This window comes from Natrinema sp. 74 (assembly GCF_046097095.1).
In the GTDB taxonomy this organism is placed as follows: Archaea; Halobacteriota; Halobacteria; order Halobacteriales; family Natrialbaceae; genus Natrinema.
On the sequence record NZ_CP175698.1, the window covers coordinates 2987039 to 3004586 of the forward strand.

Here is a 17548-nt window from a genome sequence, read left to right on the forward strand (position 1 = left end):
ATTAGGCGTACCGATTCGATTTCGGACGCGTCGAAACCGCAGGAGCGCGAGCAACTGCGCGGCCACGATCACCGGCAGCCGGATACCGCCGTTCCGCGCACATGTAGGGGCGGTCCATACCCGACTTCCCGGTCACGACTGAGACGATGACTCCCGATTTCACGACGGACGACGAAGGGAAGCCGGTGGTCACCGCCGACGGTGAACAGATCGGAACCGTCCGCGAGGTCGACGTGCACACCGCCCGCGTCGAACCCGGCCCCGACATGTCCGACAGCATCAAATCCAGGCTCGGCTGGCGCGCAACCGAGACGACGACCTATCGACTCGACGAAGAGTACGTCGAGTCGATCTCCGACGACGAGGTCAGGATCCGGCGGCTCTGAGGGGGACGGCGTCCGGTTTTGCTACGGCAAATTCGAAGACGAACGCCCCGACGTCCGCGAGTCGCGGGCGAGTGCAGGTCCCGTTTATATGTGACTACCCGACAGAGTCGACGGTATGTGCGTGAATTTCACGGACGACGACGAAGGGAAGCGGGTCGTCAACGCTAACAGCGAAGAGATCGGCATCGTACGGGACGTCTCCGCGGGGGCCGTCCACGTCGATCCCGATCCCAGCATGACCGATACCATCAAATCGAAACTCGGCTGGGGCGACAGCGACGATGAGACCTACCGACTCGACGAGGACGACGTCGAGTCGGTCTCCGACGACGAAGTACGACTCCGGCGACTCTGAACGGCCGGTGCGGGTCCGGACGCGATTTCGAGGGACCGCCGCGATACGACCGGCCACCGACGGTGATTCGTCACCGAAGCACGGCCTCGAGGGCCCGGGCGCGGATGTCCGCCCACGCCTCGACCTCGAGGTCGAACCGATCGAACAGCGTGAGCTGCGGGACCCGCTGACCGGGAGCGAGATAGTCTGAGCCCCAGACGAGCTGTTCGTGGTGTTCCTCGAGGAACCCCTGTGCGAAGTCGGGGTCACGGGTCAGCGCGTTCCAGCCCGAGCCGGCCGAGAGGTCACCGTAGACGTTGTCGTACGTCGCGAGCAGTTCGGGGACCCGTCCGCCGGGTTCGACCGGGCCGTCCGGGTAACGTCTCCGATCGGCCGCCGTCACGGTGCCCGAAACATGCGCCCACCAGAAGTGTGCGTGGGCGACGAAATCGACCTCGGGATAGGAGGCTAGCACGTCCTCGAACGCCGGCAAGCCGGGCGCGTCCAGCATGGCTTTGTCGTCTATGTGGCAGAGAATCGGCAGCTCGTACTCGGCGCACAGGTCGTACACCGTCCGAAGTCGCCGGTCGTCGATCGGCAGGCCGGGCTTGAGTTCCCCGAATCCGCGCGCGCCGCGCTCGACGTACCCCTCGAGCAGGGAGTCGACCGTCGCTGTCCCGTAGACCAGCGTCCGGGGGTCGACCGAACAGAACGGGAGCAGGCGATCGGGGTGGGCGGAACACTGCTCGAGGACCCACCAGCTCGGGGCCGACACGGGATAGCTCTCAGGCGAATCCAGCGCCTGCACGACGGCGCGGTCGATTCCGTGTTCGTCCATCCAGGCCACTAGATCGTCGGCGACCAACGGCTCTCGGTCGAGCGCCTCGTGGGGAATCACGTGGGTGTGTGCGTCGACCAGCGGCAGTTCCGCGACGGCGGTCGCCGCTCCGTCGTCGGTTCGACCGTCGCGCCGTTTCCCAATGTTCGCGGCCGATGGCGTCGATATTGGTCCGATGCCGCCGCCAAAGCCGGCGGTTCCCGCGGCCACGAGAAGCCGCCGTCGCGACGTAACGCCGGGCGATCGGTCCCGGTCGCCACCGTTCCGCGATTCCATGCGTGTTCCTCCCACGGAGCCGCGGAAAACGCTACGGGGTCCGATATCGATTTCACCGATCGAGCGGAGCGTGTTCCCATCGCCCGGCCGTCGGCCCGAGGTCAAAAGCTCATGTGACGAATCCGTCCGCGAGCGCGGACACGGTATCCGCGACATGTCGCGGTCGGCGGTCCGCGCTCACTCCTCGAGCAGTAGGTACGTGCGCCCGCCTCGGTGCTCGAGCGAGACGGCGTCGGTCTCGACGTTCGTGCGGACGAACGCCTCGATGTCCGTGGCGGACAGGTCGGTGACGTCGATCCGCTCTCGCTCTCGCCGCGTCTCGGGGCGGCGGTCGACGGGGTCGAAGCCGAATCGGTCGCTTCCCTCGCTGCGATCGGCGCGTTCGTCGGCCGCCTCGACGATCGGTGCCATACGGGTCGGTCAAACCGACAGTACGTCAAACCGACCCGCCCGGAGTGAAAGTGAAAGTGTGAGACAGGATGCTCTGCGATCGATCGCGTCGAGCCGCGAGTCGTGTCGCTCGCGGCACCCCCGCTCGAGCGGTGTCCGTTCCGTTCAACCGAGCGTCTTGATCTCGACGCGACGGGGGCTATCGTCGGCCTCGAGCGTCACCGCGTCGACGATCGCTCCGCGAGCGCGGTCCTGCCAGTCCGCGACGGCGTCGGCGTGGCGTTCGCGGATCCGCCCGGCCGCGTCCGGGTTCGCGTCCGTATCGATGTCCGCGTCTGCAAGCGCCGACTCGAGGTCGGGGTAGTCGGCGACGACATCGTCCGCGATGACGTCGGCTGGCGCGAGGTGGACCGCGCCGGTCAGTTCGGTGTCGTCGACGCGGTAGACGTGGATGCGAGCCCGCATTCGGCCGTGAAACGGCGGCGTGATCCGAAGGACGGCCTCGCCGGGGTTCTCCCGACTGTAGGCGTAGGCGTTGACGGCGTCGTCCGGCGAGAGCGCGACCGAACGGATCGCCGACGGATCGTCGTTCTCGGCTGACGGATCGTCCTCGACCATTGGGCGGTGTTGTGCGCGCGGCTGGTTAACTGCCGGGATTGGACGCGTGTTCCGTTCGTAACTGGCGAAGACAGACCGAAAGAAGGCAATACAACGGGGTGTCCCGCTGTCGTGAGCACACGGGACGGAGCCCGTTCGATACCGGCCCGTCGATCGAGACGCGTCGGACTCCGTTACTCTGCCGAGTCTCGATCGGTGTCTGGTGTCGACTCGAGCGCCGGCTGAAACACCGCGGCGCGTCCGTCGGTCGACACGCCGTACGCCGCGTCCGCGACAGTGTCTGGAAGCGTCACGTCGCTCTCGGCGTAGTGGGCGCGCAGCGACGCTCGGACGGCCTCTCGAACGCAGGCGCGAGCCGCCGCGCCGACTTCGGTGGCGCTGCCGGAGAAGTCGGCCGGCGTCCCCGTGGGATCGTGGCCGACGACGACTGCATCCGTCGTAGTACCGGGAACGCCGGCCGCGGCGAGCAGCGTCGCCGCCTTCGCCTCCGCCGTGACCGCGATCAGGTTCGCCAGCGCGCCCGGTGCGAGCGACCGCGTCGTCCCGAGGATGACGTTGACGGTTCCCCGGCCCTGACCGCGCTCCCGGCGCCCGTGATCCGACGCGGCGTCGCCGGTTGGCTCCATCGGTAACGCGGCGGGGTTCGAGATGCCCGCGGTCGCATAGGCCGTCACGGGACCGCGGCGAGCCCCGCGGGCGTCCCCGATGTCGACGCCGGTCAGCAGGGCCGGCCCGCCCGCGTCCGTGCCAGCCTGCTCGAAGGACGCGCGCTCGAGTCGTTCGTCGACGTACGCCTCGAGATCGGTCCGACTCCACCCGTCCGGAACCGAGACGTTGTACGCGTGATCGGCCACGCGGCGGCCGCCGTTCCAGCCGGTCGAGAGCCACTCGGTGTCCGGACGGGTGACCCGGAGGACGCCGTCTCGCTCGACCGCGTCGTACGCGAGGCCGTCACTCACGCTCACTCTCACCGCCGACGTCGCCCACGCCTACCGCCGCGAGCAGGCGGTCGTTCGACGGACGGTCCTTGACCGCGATGCGGACGTGCGAGTCGAGTCCCCGGAAGGTCGTCGCGTCCCGGATCGCAACGCCGTCGGCCCGCGCGTCGGCGAGGACCCGAGCGACGTCGCGGTCGCCGACGTTACACAGGAGGTAGGGCGCGTCTGACGGGCGAACATCGAACGTCGCCGCGAGCGCCGCGCGCAGCCGTTCGCGCTCGCTGGCGACGCGCTCGCGCGTGTCGCGAACGAATCCCTCCCGTCGCAGGCAGTGTGCGCCGACTCGAGCCGCCGGCGTCCCGAGCGACCACGCGCGCCGGGCCGTCTCGAGGTCGTCTCGTCGCTGCCCGCTCGCGACGGCGAAGCCGGCGCGCAGCCCCGGCAAGCCGAACAGTTTGGTGAGCGAGCGGGCGACGATGACGTGGTCGCGCTCGAGAGTGGCCGCCGACGGCAGTTCCGTATAGCCCAGGAAGGCCTCATCGACGAGCAGGGTCGTGTCCGCGGCCGCACAGCGGTCCGCGAAGGCCTCGAGCGCCGCCGGATCGGCCGCCTCCCCGGTCGGGTTGTTCGGCGTACAGACCACCGCCAGCGCGCAGGGCTCGAGCACCGTCGGCCCCATCTCGAACAGGTCGTCGTAGCGGACGAACCGCGGGGTGGCCCCCTGTAACCGGACTTCGCGGGCGTATTCGCCGAAACTCGGGTAGGGAACCAGCGCCTCGTCGCCCGGCTCGAGGGAACGTTCCATCGCCAGCCGGATCGCGGCCAGCCCGCCGGGGGTCGGGATCACCCGTTCGGGATCGCAGCCGACGAACGCGGCCGCCGCGTCACGGTAGTCTGCATAGCCGTCGTCCGGATAGCGGCGCGATTCCTCGAGCGCAGCCGTGTACACCTCGTCGACGCCCTCGGGCGTCCGTGGGTTGGTGTTAGCCGAGAAGTCAAGCAGGTCGCGGTCGGACTCGCCGCCATGGAGGACCCGCTCGGCGGTGTGTATCGACTCAGGGTCCACAATCGCCCTCCGGCCCGTCGCCGGCGTCGGCGTCGCGCCCGGCAGGCTCGCCGCCATCGCCGGTCTCAATTCCGAGCCGGGCACAGACCGTCTCGAGTTGGTCTCTGACCGCGTCCATCCGTCCCTCGGGAACGAGCGAGAGCGCGCCGCCCATCGCGACGCCTTCCTTGGCCTCGCCGGCGCAGTAACGCGCCATCGCGACGTGATCGCGTCCATCGAAGCCGGGATCGGTGACGGTGAGTTCGCAGTCGAACCGGTCACAGGACGCGGTGAGCCGGTCGCCCCGCTCGTCGGCCACGAACGAGGTGGTCGCGATCGACAGCGGCTCGTCGACGCCGGCGTGGCGAAGGATAGCCGCGACGGCGACCATCTGCGTGCCGCCGGCCAGCGTCACCTCGGTGCCGGCCTCGAGCGCGCCCGCTGCGATGCCGGCCACCGTCGGCTGGACGGGGTCGCCAACGGCTTCGATCGCCTCGAGCGGCGCACCCTCGCAGTCGCCCGCCTCGAGGTCGCTCGCGGCCAGGGCCTCGTCGACGACGCGGCGCTTGCGCTCGATCGGGTTCTCGGGCAGCGACGAGGAGACGCCTGTCGGCTCGCCGAGCGCGGTGAGGACGCCGAGTGCGGTGGTCGTCCCGCCGGGGACCGTCTCGCCGATCATGACCTCGTCCTCGGGCAGGCTCGCGCCGTAGTCGTACGCGCGGTCGAAGGCGGCGGCCGCGTCCGGCACGGCCGTTGGCTCGCGGATATCGGTCCCGGGATCGACGCCGAGATCGACCGTCGGCGCGGCCGTCGACTGGGTAAGCCCCGCGTCGATCACCGACACGTCGAAGCCGACGACCTCCCGGACGGCGCGGGTCACGGCCGCGGGCGTCGGACAGCCGTTCGGGCTCACCGGCGTCACCGGCGACGCGGTCGGCTCGCCGTACGCGAGGATCTCGACGTCGGCGGAGGGGGTGTGTTCCATCAGCTCCGGCGCGGCTCCGGCGGCGCTGATGCCGTCGATCAGGGCCGTCTCGGTCGTTCCGGCGGGGAGGAGCACGCGCATCTCAGTTCCCTCCTGCGGTGGAACTCCGCAGCCGATCGGCCGCGATACGGGCGTCTTCGAGTCGGTTCACGTTCACTGCGAGTCGCGGGTCGTAGGACACGTCTGTCATGGCTGTGGTATCGTCGGTCGTGCCGACCACGTTGACGCCGGTCGGCGCGAGGTGGTCGTTCGGTTCGAGTCTTGAGTCGATGCTGACCCCGAGTCGTCGCTTGAGTGCCGCGGGGACGCAGACCGTCCGCGAACCGGTTCCGTCGCCGTGGGCCGCGAGCACCCGGTCGACGACGGGGGCCTCGAGCAGCGGCAGGTCCGCGGCGACGGTCAGCACCGGCGGCGAAATCACGGGGCGCTCGAGGAGTTCCATCAGGTCGGTCACGTACCCCTCGCCGGCCGTCTCGATCGTCGCTGCGCCGGCAGCCGACTCGAGGTGTGCTCGCGTTTCCGGCGCGTTCGGCGAGACGGCACAGTGGATCGTCTCGACCGCGCTCTCGCGGAGGGCCGCCAGCACGCGGTCGACCATCGGCGTCCCGGCGATCGGGTGCAGTGGTTTTTCGCGAGCGCTCTCGAGACGAGTCCCCTTCCCCCCGCACATCACAAGAGCGTCCACGCGATCACCCCCAGATGGACGCCGGCGACGCGGCCGATCTCGTTGGCCGCGCCAAAGATGTCGCCGTTGATTCCCCCGAGGTGGCGGTTCGCCCAGTACCACGGGAGCCCGATGCCGGCGACGGCACCGCAGAGGGCCGTCACCGCGGCGAGGGGTGGCGAGGTGAGCGCGACGACGGGGAGCGAGACCGCCGCAGGTGCGACGAACGAGCCGGGGCCGGACGCCGCGGTGAACTGCCGCCCCATCCCGTCGTAACTCGCCGCTCCGAAACAAGCCATCGCGGCCATCCCGAGTTTCGTCCCGACCTCGGCCGCGACCGCGACGCCGACCGCCGCGCGGACCGGGAGGCCGGCCAGTCCAAGACCGGCCAGCGCCAACGCGGCGACGGTGATCGCGACCGCCAGCAGCGCGCCGACGCCGGTCGTCGTATCCTTCAGCACCTCGCGGCGGCGCTCTTCGTCGCCGTGGACGACTAGCGCGTCGCCCAGATCCGCGATTCCGTCGAGGTGGTGGATCCCCGTCACGGCGTAGACGGCGAGGAGGTAGCCCAGCGCGACGGTCGGCGCTGTCAGCGCGTCGGCAGCGAGCAGCGGAACCGCGGCCAGCGCGCCCGCGACGAAACCGACGGCCGGGAACGCACCCGGCGTCGTCCGGAACGCGTCCCAGTCGCCGTCGCGGTAGTCGACCGGCAGCCGCGTCAGAAAGCCACAAGCGCCGCGGACGGCACCGAGCCAGCGGCCGATCGCGGTCATCCGGCCACCCCCAGCCCCGTTCGGGACAGCGTCGCGAGGCCCCCGCCGACCGCCGGTGCGACGAGCGCAAGCGCGACGGCGACGACGACCGCGACCACGGCCCCTCGTCCCACGAGAGAGACGGCCCGCTCGCCCTCGGCCAGCGTCGGCAGGTCGGCGGCCGGATTGAGCGTATAGACGTCGCGTTTCTCGAGGCGCACCGAGAGCGCGACCGCGAGCGTCGCCATCGGCCACCCGGAGTTGGGCGACGGCGGGACCCGCGCCCAGCGCCGAGAGCGGCGAAGCGCCAGCGGATCGGCCGCGGCGACGGCGATGGCGACCGCCGCGATCCGGGCTGGCAGGTACATGACGGCGTCGTCCAGCCGCGCGCTGGCCGTTCCGATCGGCTTCGATGGGTAGCCCAGCATCGAATCCAGCGTGTTGACGCCCTTGACCCAGGCGGCGATCGCGGCGGCGGCCGGCAGCGAGATCGGCACGAGGACCGCAAAGGGCAGCAGGCTCGCGACCACCCCATCTGCGAGATTCTCGGCCGCGCTCTCGACGGCGGCACTGCGAAGCTCGTCCGCCGAAAGCGTCGACGTATCGCGGCCGACGAGCCCGATGATATTCTCGCGAGCGCGCTCGAGGCTGCCGTCCGTGGCCGCGACCACGGTCTCGGTCAACTCGAGCAGCGAGCGCAGGCTAGTCGTCAGGAACAGAACGATCGCGGCGGCGACGGCACCGACTATCGGATGTAGCGCGGCCGCTGCGATGACTACCCCGCCGACGACCGCGGCGGAGACGAGCGGGGCGACGGCGGCGATCACGATGCCGACGAATCGCTGGCCGCGATCGGATTCGCTCCACTCTCGATCGAGAACGCCGACGAGCCGGCCGAACCACGCCACCGGATGGAGTGCGGTCGGCGGCTCGCCGACCACGAGATCGAGGCCGAACGCCAGCCCGATGACCGCCAGCGCCGTCAGCGTCACGTCGTCGCCTCCGTGCCGTTCGCCCGCTGTCGCCGCTCAGTCATGGCTCCTGCGTTCGGCGAACGCCGCCAGTTCGGCCGGCACGTCCGCGAGCGACGACTCCTCGAGTAACAGTGCCGTGCCGCCGACGGCTTCGATCCCGCCGTCGGCGACCGGATCGTCGCCGACGTGGAGCAGCTCGTCGGGGGCGACGCCGAGCCGGTCGGCGGTCTCTTCGAAGATGTCGGGAGCGGGCTTGCGCCAGCCGCAGCCGACGCTCGTGACGATAGCGTCGAAGTCGTCGCGCTCGAACTCGGATCTGACAAGCGTCCGGCCGACCAGCTCCGGGACGCTGCAGTTCGAACAGATCGCGACCGGCCCCCGCTCGCGGGCGGCCGCGACCGTCTCGAGTGCGCCCGGTCTGGTCTCGACGGTCGGATCGAACGCCGCCACGACCGCGCGTCTGGCCGCGTTGTGCTCGTCGTCGACGCCGCGACTCGCGAGCGCTTGTGAGACGTGAGCCGGCAGCGGTACCTCTGCACCCTCGGGCGCATCGACGTGGGGCTCGGCGTAGGCGTCGGCCCAGTCGTCGGGTACCGCCACGTCCCGCGTCTCGAGTTCGGTCGCGACGGCCGCGGCCGGGTCGGCCGGGCGGTCGGCGGTCACCAGCGTCCCGAAGAGGTCGAACGATACTCCCACATGACTGTAACTAGCACAAGTTGACTTTAATTTCGCGGTCCGCAAGCGGCCGTCGCAGTGGCGCGTCGCGCTCGCGGCGGAAAACGGACGATCGACCCGTGAGCTCAGTCGAGTCGGGCGAACGCCAGATTGCCCGAGATATTCTTGATGTAGATGTCGACCACGTCGCCCTCGTCGGCACCGGGGACGAAGATCGTGTAGCTGCCTTTCTCCGCGACGCCGTCGCCCTTGCGGCCGGTTCCGGTGATTTCGACCGTGTAGGTCTGGCCCTCTTCGACGGCGTCTTGCTGCTGTTGTTGCTGGCTGCTGGTCGAGCGCTTGGTGACCGGCCGGAACGCACCGCAGGCGTCACAGCGGAGCATCGGCGTGCGGTCCTCGCGGACGAGGCGGGTGTCGGGGAGGCCACACTCCGAGCAGAGGACGTACTCGTCGACGTAGGCGTCGATCGCCGCGCCGAAGTCCTGTTGGGAGAATGTCCCGTTGTACCGGCCGCGACCGTTCTCGAGTTTCCCGCTGGTCCCCAGTTCGCGCTGGATGAACCGGTGGAGGTGCTCGGTCTCTCGAGAGAGTACGTCGGCGATTTCGTCTAGGTTCGTGACGCGAGTGAACGCGCCGTCCTTCTGGGGCTCCGGATCGGGGATCTGCAATCGCTGTTCGTCGCCCCCGATGTCTGGTACGTCGTCCATCGCTCGGTCGAGACTCGATTCGTAATCCATAGACGAAAACAGGTGTTGCGAACGTAAATCCGTTCTGCTATCACAATCCGCCCGACAGCGCGGCGATCGCCGGGATGTCCTACGCTGTCGGCCGTCGACAGGTCGAGGTGTGAGTCAGTACGTGGTGCCGCCGCTCTCGCCGAGCGATCCCTGGCTCTCCTCCTCGAGCTCGTCGAGGTCGCGTTCGTCGTTGGCCTCGTTCGGACTGCCTGCCTCGCCAGTGATCTCACCGTAGACGGCTTCGCGAGCCGCTTCGGGCGAGTCGTACTGCTCGTCGACCAGCCGGTCGAAGACTTCGCCGAGCGTCTCCGTCTCGTTTGGCATATCGATCCGTTCGTCGCCGTACTCGGTGGCGAGTTCCTCGCTGGTGACCGGATACTCCATCTCCCCGAGATGGCGCTCGACGTCCTCGAGGATCGATTCGGTGTGAGCGGCTCGTTCGGACTTGCGCTGCTCGGCGTGGTCCTGTACGCGGTCGTGACTCCGTCCATCATCACTCATACGAGAGGGTATCGCTACCCGCCGGAAAAGCGACCGGCCAGCACGTGCACCCCTCAAGCCCGGTCACGTACCCGCTATAGTTCTCTGTTCTAAAATGATACAGCGGTATTCTCCGCCGTCAGAGACGCTCAGTTAGGTTTCCGACTGTCCGTCGGCGCGACCGATCGACGTTGTTACGCCGGGAATAACACTGTTTTCGTCACCCGAATTATCACAGGATCCATTTACCTGTAGTTCGACGACTATCGCTGGGAAAATGGGTAACACCGACGCGAACCGACGGACGATCGCCGCGTGCGAACAGTGCGGTTCGCTCTACGCCGCACTCGAGTTTAGCGACGAAACGCTCCGGCCGATCGGTCGCCGAGACGGCTGTCAGTGCGGTTGTACGGAATTTACTGCCGTCGACGGATCGCTTTCCGAGGAAGCGCTCGGAGGCGGGGACGGGTGAGCGCGACGACCGACCGGTCGGCAGTAATTTCTGTGGACGGAAAATAACCGGTTCGCGAAATCGCGCCCGGTCCCTATTTCGGATATCGTTCTACTATCATCTCACTGCCGGACCACGTTCGAGATATCTATGAAATATCGGTTCGGGACCAATATCTATTCATAGTTGACTACTGAATTGTCATCGCACGGCATGGACGACGAACGAATTACACCTGTGGAACTCCCCGAACCGCGGTACGAGTACGGGGGAGACGATCACGTGTTTGTCGAGCTTGCAGAGGAGATGAGCTTCACGGCCAACTTCAAGGCGATGGCGATCACCCAACAGGTCGCCGAGCGAGACATCGACGGGATCGTCGAGAACTGTCCGGCCAACGCATCCTACATGCTTCGGATCGATCCGGAAGTCATCCACCCGGACGCGCTGATCGATGAGCTGAAAGCGATCGAAGCGGAGATCGACATCGAGAACTACGAGTGGGAGACGCGAGTCATCGACGTTCCCGTTCTGTTCGACGATCCGTGGACACACGAGACGCTCATGGAGTTCCGCGAACGCCATCAGGACCCGGAGTCGACGGATCTCGAGTACTCGGCACAGCTTAACGGATTCGACAGCGTCGAGTCATTCATCGACGCGTTCGTCGGTGCGCCGCATATGGTGACGATGGTCGGGTTCGTTCCGGGACTCCCCTGGTGTTTCCAGATGGTGCCGCGCAACCGGCAGTTGGAGGTCCCGAAGTACGTGGAACCGCGGACCGACACGCCCGGACGTGCGGTCGGCTTCGGCGGCGCGTTCTCGGTCATCTATCCGGTACAGGGGGCCGGTGGCTACCAACTGTTCGGTCGGACGCCGGTCGAAGTGCTTGATACCGAACGGACGTTACCCGACTTCCGCGATTCGATGGTGTTCCCGAATCCCGGCGATATCCTGCGTTACAGACGGATCGATCGCGAGGAGTACGACGAGATCCGCGAGGCGGTCGAGAACGGAACCTACGAGTTCGACTACGAGACGGTGACCTTCTCGCCCGACGAGTTCTTCGAATCGCCACACGACTACAACGCGCAACTCGTGGAGGGATTAGAATGATCGACATCGAGGAGGGCGGCATCGCGACGACGGTACAGGATCTCGGTCGCTCCGGCCACTACCACATCGGAATGCCGCCGTCCGGCGCGATGGACCGGTACGCGCACACGGTCGCGAACTATCTCGTCGGGAACGACGCCGACGCCGCGACCGTCGAAATGACCTACCAGGGCGTCACGGCGACGTTTCAGGAGGACGCCGTCATCGCGATCACCGGTGCAGACATGTCGCCGAGCGTCAACGGCGACCCGATCGGCACGTGGGAGACCGTCGCCATCGACGCCGGCGACGAACTCGAGCTCTCGTTTGCGACCGAAGGAGCGCGCGCGTATCTCGCCGTGGCCGGGGGGATCGACGTACCGGACGTGATGGGAAGCGGGTCGACGTACACGCTCGTCGGCATCGGTGGTCACGAGGGCCGCGCCCTCGAGGCGGGCGACGAACTGGCGATCGGCGACTCGACCGACGGCGGTGACGAACTGGTCGGAACCCGACTCGACGACGAGTACGTCCCCGAGTACGCGGCCGAGGAGACCGTTCGAGTCGTCCTCGGCCTGACGGATTATCGATTGACCGAGGAGGCGAGGGAGACGCTCTGCGAGGCCGAATGGACGGTCTCGTCGGAGGCCGATCGCGTCGGCTACAGGCTCGAGGGGCCGGACCTCGAGTTCGAGGAGCGCGAACAGCCGTTCGGTGCCGGCACCGGGCCGTCTAACGTCGTCGATCTCGGCTATCCTATCGGATCGATTCAGGTGCCAAATCAGCCGATCGTCCTCATGCAGGACGCGGTTACGGGCGGCGGCTACGCGACCGTCGGCACCGTCATCAGCGTAGACCGCGGACTGCTCGCGCAGCGCCAGACCCACGATTCGGTCTACTTCGAGGCCGTCGACGTCGATGACGCGATCACCGCTCGCACGGAACGTAACGATCGCCTCGAAGCGATCCGAGCCGAAATCGAAGGAAAGGACTGATGTTCAATATAACCATTAGGAACGGAATGTGAGTTGGAGCAACAACTATATTTGGGACTGAATTCAACACAACCACACACCATGTCCGAGAAAACCGCGATCAAATCACCGATGCCAGGCGTCTTCTACCGACAACCGGACCCAGACGACCCGCCGTTCGTCGAGCCAGGAGACGAGGTCGAAGCGGGCGACACGGTCGGACTCGTCGAAGTGATGAAGAACTTCCACGACATCGAAGCCGACCGTTCGGGAACCGTCGGCGAGTTCCTCGTCGAGAACGAGGCCGAAGTCGAAGCCGATCAGGCGCTCGTCGAACTCGAGTAGCGGAAGTCAGCATGACAGCGATAGACATCAACTGCGATATGGGAGAGAGCTTCGGGAATTGGACGATGGGCCACGACGCCGAGGTCATGCCCTACATCACGTCCGCGAACATCGCTGGCGGCTATCATGCCGGCGATCCCCACGTGATGCGCGAGACGGTCGAGCTGGCGGCCGAACACGATGTCGGAATCGGTGTCCACCCCGGCCTCCCGGACAGAACCGGCTTTGGCCGCCGGAAGATCGACGCCACCCCCGAGGAGGTTCGGGATTACGTCGTCTACCAGCTCGGCGCGCTCACGGCGTTCGCGCGCCGACACGGGGCCACCGTCCAACACGTCAAACCACACGGCGCGATGTACTCGATGCTCTCGGAGAGCCCGGAGCACGCCCGCGCCGTCATGGAAGGACTGCTTGAGGTCGACGACGACCTCGTGTACCTCGCGACCGACATGAATATCTACGAGGTCGCACAGGAAATCGACGGCCTCCGGGCCGTCTTCGAAGGGTACGTCGATCTGGATTATCGGGCCGACCGATCCCTGATCGTCGAACAGGAACTCGCCGACCGCGATCCGGAACTCGTGGCCGACCGGTTCGTCTCGATCGCCACGGAAGGCGTCGTCGAAGCAGCCAACGGCGAAGAGATATCGATCCCCGCCGACAGCATCTGCATCCACGGGGATAATCCGAACGCCGTTGCGATACTCGAGGCGATCCACGACCGACTCGACGAACACGGGATCGAACTCGCGTCGCTGTCCGAAATCGCATAGCCTCGAGCCGCGCGAGACGGTTTTTGACCGCTATTCGTCGACGAGCGCTCGCTCTACGTACTTCGTCGTGTGCTCGTTGGCCACGAAGCCGTCGTCCTCGAGCAGCCGTCGGTGGAAGGGGATCGTCGTCGGAATCCCCTCGATCGTCGTTTCGTCGAGCGCGCGCTTCCCGCGGGCGATCACTTCGTCCCTATCCTGCCCGGTGACGATCAGCTTGCCGAACATCGAGTCGTAGAAGGGGGCGATCGAGTCGCCCTCGTCGACGCCGTCGTCGACGCGGACACCGATGCCACGCGGCGGTTCGTACGCCGAGAGCGTCCCCGGAATCGGCGTGAAGTCGTTGTCGGGGTCTTCTGCGTTGAGGCGGAACTCCATGGCAGCGCCCCGCGGTTCGATCTCGTCTTGTGAAAACGACAGCTCTTCGCCGGCGGCGACTCGAAGCTGCCACTTGACCAGGTCGATATCGGTGAGTTCCTCCGTCACGGTGTGTTCGACCTGAATCCGCGCGTTGACTTCGATGAAGTAGAACTCGCCGTCCTCATAGAGGAACTCGACCGTCCCGGCGTTGACGTAGTCCGCCGTCGCTGCGCCGCGACGGGCGGCCGCACAGATCTCGTCGCGCGTCTCGTCGTCTAGTACCGGCGAAGGAGACTCTTCGACGAGCTTCTGTTGACGGCGCTGAATGGTGCAATCCCGTTCGCCGAGGTGCCGGACGTTCCCGTGTTCGTCGCCGATAATCTGGACTTCGATGTGGCGTGGCTCTTCGAGGAACCGCTCGAGGTAGACGTTCGGATTGTCGAAGTACGCGTCCCCCTCTCGGATCGCCTCCTGCAGTTTCGATTCGATCTCGTCGGGGTCGCGAACGATCTTGAGTCCGCGACCGCCGCCGCCGCCGTCGGCCTTGATGGCGACGGGATAGCCGTGCTCTTCGGCGAACGCCTCGACTTCCTCTGGTGACGTCACCGGCTCGGTCGTTCCCGGGACGATGGGGACATCCGCGTCCGCCATGATCTTGCGCGCTTCGGTCTTCTCGCCGAAGTCGGCCATCACGTCGCTCGGTGGTCCGATCCACGTGAACTCGCTGTTCTCGACGTTGGCTGCGAACGACTCGTTCTCCGCGAGGAACCCATATCCCGGGTGAATCGCATCTGCGTCGGCCGCTCGCGCGGCCTCGAGGAGCGCCTCCTGATTCAGGTAACTCTCTTTGGCCTTCGAAGGTCCGATGTGGTACGCCTCGTCGGCCAGACGGACGTGTTTGGCGTCCTCGTCCGTGTCGCTGTAGACGGCCACCGCGTCGATACCCAGCTCTTTACACGACTGGATGATTCGAACGGCGATCTCCTCGCGGTTCGCGACTAGGACTTTTTCGAACATCATGTAGAATAGTGCTGTTCATTAGCAGATAAATCTACCTTTACCCAATTTGTTGGACTGTATTCATAGCCGGGCGTGCCGGTCGGGTCGCCTCGAAGCGGCAGCCGTCGAGGTCACTGCGCGTCGGTCATATCGCAACCGCTCGCAGCGTCGATCGTGATCGGCCCGTCAGGCGATCGCATCGAGGGCCGTCCGAAGGCCGTCGACGGCTCGCTCGAGTTGGTCGCGCGAGATGGTCAGCGGCGGCTGGAAGCGCATGACGTTCTTGTAGTAGCCGCCGACGCCCATCACGACGCTCGACTCGTCGCGGAGATGGTCGGCCACGGCCGACGCGAGCTCGGCGTCTGGTCGCGGTGCGACGTTCTGCGGTCCGGTCGTGCCCGGTTCGACGAGTTCGACGCCCCACATCAACCCGAGGCCGCGCGTCTGGCCGACAACCGCGTACTCGTCTTCGAGCGCGGCGAGTTCGGACTCGAGCCACTCGCCTTGCTCGCGGGTGTTGTCGACGATGCCGTCCTGCAGTTCGTCGATCGTCGCCAGCGCGGCGGCGCAGGCGACGGGGTTCCCGCCGAACGTCGAGAGGTGATCGCCCGACTCGAAGGCGTCCGCGATCTCTGCGGACGCGGTGAAGGCACCGAGTGGCAGGCCGTTTGCAATCCCCTTCGCCTGCGTCATGATGTCCGGTTCGACGTCGAAGTGCTCGCTGGCGAACAGTTCGCCGGTGCGGCCGTACCCGGTCTGGACTTCGTCGGCGATAAGCAACGCGCCGTGATCGTGGGCAATCTCCTGGACGCGCTCGAGCCACCCCGTCGGCGGAACGACGATCCCAGCCTCGCCCATGACCGGTTCGACGACGACCGCTGCGAGATCCCCGCTCGTGTGCGAGCCGATGACCCGCTCGAGTTCGTCGGCGCAACTGGCATCGCACCGATCGCCGTCACAGCGCGGACACCGGTAGCCGTAGGGCGGTGTGGCGTGGGCGACGTCGTTGAGCGTCGGGGCCATGCCCTGCTTGTAGGACTTGTTCCCCGTCAGCGCGAGACTGCCGAGGGTGCGGCCGTGAAACCCCATCTCGAGGGCAATGACTTCCTTCGAACCGGTGTACTTGCGTGCGAGTTTGATTGCGCCCTCGACCGCTTCCGTCCCGGAGTTACAGAAGAAGCTCTTCTGTAACTCACCCGGCGTCACGTCCGCGATCAGTTCGGCGAGGTCGGCGACCGGCTCGTTCGGGTGGACGTACGAACAGCCGTGGACGAACTCGTCGAGTTGCTCTTTCGCGGCGTCGACGACCGCTTCGTTTCCGTGCCCGGCGTTCGTCACCGAGATTCCGGAGAATACGTCGAGGTACTCGTTTCCGTCGACGTCCTCGAGCGTACATCCCGAGGCCCGTTTGACGGGGACGTTGAGCGATTTCCAGATGGGCATGACGTGGTCATCGTAGGTCGATACCACGGACGCGTTCGACTCGCGGTCGGCGGACGACCCGGACCGATGTTCGGACATACTGTGTATCTCTGGACCATGTCCTATTAAAATATAGTATTTGGGACTATGTACGACAGATCGCAGCCACCGGTCGGTCGAGCGCCTCGAGCCGTCGGGGCTCGATGAGAGCCGGATTGAATACAACGCTCGGTCGGTCGTTGGGCTCTGGTTCGAATGTTGTTTATCCGCGTGGTCCGTCGTGCCGGCCATGGACGAGCGAAATATTCGTATTCTGCAGGCCGTCGCGGAACTCGGAACGGGGAGCCCGGACGAAATCTCGGAACACACCGACATTCCGAAGTCGACCGTCCACTACCGGCTGACGAAACTCAAGGAAGACGGCGTCGTGATCAACGATCTGTTCGACGTCGACCTCGAGAAACTCGGGCTCGAACTGACGGTCATCTCGGAAGTCATCGCGGAGTACGACAACAAATACCACGAGGAAGTCGGGGAGAAGCTCACCAATATCGAAGGCGTCAATCAGGTCTACTTCACGATGGGCGACACCGATTTCATCGTCATCGCCCACCTCTCCGACCGCGAGATGGTCCACCGCCTTATCAGCGATTACGAGGAAATCGACGAGGTCGTCCGGACGAGTTCGCAGTTCGTCGTCGAGACCGTCAAGGACGAACCGCATCCGCTGAACGACTTCGAGTTAGAGACGCTGCTCGAGACCATCGAGCGCGGGGAGTGACTGCACCGATAGTCGGCGCAGACGGGACGAGCGAAACACCGTACGGGCGTTGCGATCGGTGATCCATCCTCGCCCGGCGACACGACAGTGGACAGTCGCACGATCCGTCCGAGAGCCCGCCATATAGTAGAGCCGGATGGTCTCACTCTGACCTGTGCGATCGTCCACTGTCAATTCACCATTCAGTATGAATCAGCTACGGTGTGTCTGTGGGCACCGTTCGATTAGCACGCTATCTGCGAACCATCTCGGTTCGGAT

General features: G+C 66.3%; 22 protein-coding genes. 8 read left to right on the forward strand and 14 right to left on the reverse strand.

Features of this window, described 5'->3' with window-relative positions; translation table 11 throughout:
• Positions 1 to 146: 146 nt before the first annotated feature.
• Both ACJ70B_RS14890 and ACJ70B_RS14895 read left to right on the forward strand, forming a co-directional pair.
• A complete protein-coding gene (locus ACJ70B_RS14890) occupies positions 147 to 386 on the forward strand; it encodes a PRC-barrel domain-containing protein (RefSeq protein WP_408957779.1) in 240 nt (79 codons plus the stop codon).
• A 115-nt stretch (positions 387 to 501) separates the two neighbouring features.
• Positions 502 to 741 carry a PRC-barrel domain containing protein gene (locus ACJ70B_RS14895; RefSeq protein WP_408957780.1) on the forward strand — a complete coding sequence of 80 codons (240 nt, stop codon included), beginning with the start codon at positions 502 to 504 and terminating at the stop codon, positions 739 to 741.
• 70 nt (positions 742 to 811) lie between these two features.
• Here ACJ70B_RS14895 and ACJ70B_RS14900 read toward each other — a convergent pair whose 3' ends face one another.
• The 12 genes from ACJ70B_RS14900 to ACJ70B_RS14955 all read right to left on the reverse strand — a co-directional run bounded on the left by ACJ70B_RS14900 (position 812) and on the right by ACJ70B_RS14955 (position 10113).
• Positions 812 to 1834, reverse strand: coding sequence for an amidohydrolase family protein (locus ACJ70B_RS14900; RefSeq protein WP_408957781.1), 1023 nt, complete (start codon positions 1832 to 1834; stop codon positions 812 to 814).
• A 177-nt stretch (positions 1835 to 2011) separates the two neighbouring features.
• Positions 2012 to 2245, reverse strand: coding sequence for a hypothetical protein (locus ACJ70B_RS14905; RefSeq protein ID WP_408957782.1), 234 nt, complete (start codon positions 2243 to 2245; stop codon positions 2012 to 2014).
• 144 nt (positions 2246 to 2389) lie between these two features.
• Complete coding sequence (locus tag ACJ70B_RS14910) at positions 2390 to 2842, reverse strand: hypothetical protein (protein WP_408957783.1); 453 nt, start codon at positions 2840 to 2842, stop codon at positions 2390 to 2392.
• Positions 2843 to 3015: 173 nt separating this feature from the next.
• Positions 3016 to 3801 (reverse strand): adenosylcobinamide amidohydrolase, encoded by a 786-nt coding sequence (locus ACJ70B_RS14915; RefSeq protein WP_408960118.1) that lies wholly within the window; start codon positions 3799 to 3801, stop codon positions 3016 to 3018.
• Positions 3794 to 4846: an aminotransferase class I/II-fold pyridoxal phosphate-dependent enzyme gene (locus tag ACJ70B_RS14920; protein WP_408960119.1), complete on the reverse strand. Its 1053-nt coding sequence runs from the start codon at positions 4844 to 4846 to the stop codon at positions 3794 to 3796. The genes ACJ70B_RS14915 and ACJ70B_RS14920 overlap by 8 nt, the downstream gene beginning before the upstream one ends.
• Positions 4836 to 5891 carry a nicotinate mononucleotide-dependent phosphoribosyltransferase CobT gene (gene cobT, locus ACJ70B_RS14925; protein ID WP_408957784.1) on the reverse strand — a complete coding sequence of 352 codons (1056 nt, stop codon included), beginning with the start codon at positions 5889 to 5891 and terminating at the stop codon, positions 4836 to 4838. Before cobT ends, ACJ70B_RS14920 begins: the two co-directional genes overlap by 11 nt.
• Before the next feature lies 1 nt (position 5892).
• Complete coding sequence (locus ACJ70B_RS14930) at positions 5893 to 6480, reverse strand: NTP transferase domain-containing protein (protein ID WP_408960120.1); 588 nt, start codon at positions 6478 to 6480, stop codon at positions 5893 to 5895.
• Positions 6480 to 7247: an adenosylcobinamide-GDP ribazoletransferase gene (gene cobS / locus ACJ70B_RS14935; RefSeq protein ID WP_408957785.1), complete on the reverse strand. Its 768-nt coding sequence runs from the start codon at positions 7245 to 7247 to the stop codon at positions 6480 to 6482. Before cobS ends, ACJ70B_RS14930 begins: the two co-directional genes overlap by 1 nt.
• Complete coding sequence (gene cbiB / locus ACJ70B_RS14940; RefSeq protein WP_408957786.1) at positions 7244 to 8218, reverse strand: adenosylcobinamide-phosphate synthase CbiB; 975 nt, start codon at positions 8216 to 8218, stop codon at positions 7244 to 7246. Before cbiB ends, cobS begins: the two co-directional genes overlap by 4 nt.
• 36 nt (positions 8219 to 8254) lie before the next feature.
• A complete protein-coding gene (locus ACJ70B_RS14945) occupies positions 8255 to 8896 on the reverse strand; it encodes an HAD family hydrolase (RefSeq protein WP_408957787.1) in 642 nt (213 codons plus the stop codon).
• A 104-nt stretch (positions 8897 to 9000) separates the two neighbouring features.
• Entirely contained in the window at positions 9001 to 9612 is a 612-nt protein-coding gene (locus tag ACJ70B_RS14950) for a translation initiation factor IF-2 subunit beta (RefSeq protein ID WP_408957788.1), read from the reverse strand.
• Between the two features lie 114 nt (positions 9613 to 9726).
• A complete protein-coding gene (locus tag ACJ70B_RS14955) occupies positions 9727 to 10113 on the reverse strand; it encodes a hypothetical protein (RefSeq protein WP_408957789.1) in 387 nt (128 codons plus the stop codon).
• Positions 10114 to 10369: 256 nt separating this feature from the next.
• Between ACJ70B_RS14955 and ACJ70B_RS14960 the strand changes: the two genes are divergently transcribed.
• The 5 genes from ACJ70B_RS14960 (at position 10370) to ACJ70B_RS14980 (ending at position 13730) form a co-directional block, all read left to right on the forward strand.
• Positions 10370 to 10564 (forward strand): hypothetical protein, encoded by a 195-nt coding sequence (locus tag ACJ70B_RS14960; protein WP_408957790.1) that lies wholly within the window; start codon positions 10370 to 10372, stop codon positions 10562 to 10564.
• Positions 10565 to 10756: 192 nt separating this feature from the next.
• On the forward strand, positions 10757 to 11659 hold the full coding sequence (locus ACJ70B_RS14965; protein WP_408957791.1) for a 5-oxoprolinase subunit B family protein: 903 nt from the start codon (positions 10757 to 10759) through the stop codon (positions 11657 to 11659).
• The gene (locus ACJ70B_RS14970) at positions 11656 to 12633 is read left to right on the forward strand and encodes a biotin-dependent carboxyltransferase family protein (RefSeq protein WP_408957792.1); all 978 of its coding nucleotides are present in this window, start codon (positions 11656 to 11658) and stop codon (positions 12631 to 12633) included. The genes ACJ70B_RS14965 and ACJ70B_RS14970 overlap by 4 nt, the downstream gene beginning before the upstream one ends.
• Before the next feature lie 81 nt (positions 12634 to 12714).
• The gene (locus ACJ70B_RS14975) at positions 12715 to 12957 is read left to right on the forward strand and encodes an acetyl-CoA carboxylase (protein ID WP_408957793.1); all 243 of its coding nucleotides are present in this window, start codon (positions 12715 to 12717) and stop codon (positions 12955 to 12957) included.
• Positions 12958 to 12968: 11 nt separating this feature from the next.
• Positions 12969 to 13730 (forward strand): LamB/YcsF family protein, encoded by a 762-nt coding sequence (locus ACJ70B_RS14980; RefSeq protein ID WP_408957794.1) that lies wholly within the window; start codon positions 12969 to 12971, stop codon positions 13728 to 13730.
• A gap of 30 nt (positions 13731 to 13760) precedes the next feature.
• Here ACJ70B_RS14980 and ACJ70B_RS14985 read toward each other — a convergent pair whose 3' ends face one another.
• Together ACJ70B_RS14985 and ACJ70B_RS14990 are read right to left on the reverse strand one after the other, a co-directional pair.
• Complete coding sequence (locus ACJ70B_RS14985; protein WP_408960121.1) at positions 13761 to 15104, reverse strand: acetyl/propionyl/methylcrotonyl-CoA carboxylase subunit alpha; 1344 nt, start codon at positions 15102 to 15104, stop codon at positions 13761 to 13763.
• 168 nt (positions 15105 to 15272) lie between these two features.
• Positions 15273 to 16607, reverse strand: coding sequence for an aspartate aminotransferase family protein (locus ACJ70B_RS14990; RefSeq protein ID WP_408957795.1), 1335 nt, complete (start codon positions 16605 to 16607; stop codon positions 15273 to 15275).
• Positions 16608 to 16797: 190 nt separating this feature from the next.
• On the opposite strand from ACJ70B_RS14990, the gene ACJ70B_RS14995 reads away from it, so the two are divergent.
• Complete coding sequence (locus tag ACJ70B_RS14995) at positions 16798 to 17289, forward strand: Lrp/AsnC family transcriptional regulator (RefSeq protein ID WP_408957796.1); 492 nt, start codon at positions 16798 to 16800, stop codon at positions 17287 to 17289.
• The last annotated feature ends 259 nt before the right edge of the window (positions 17290 to 17548 follow it).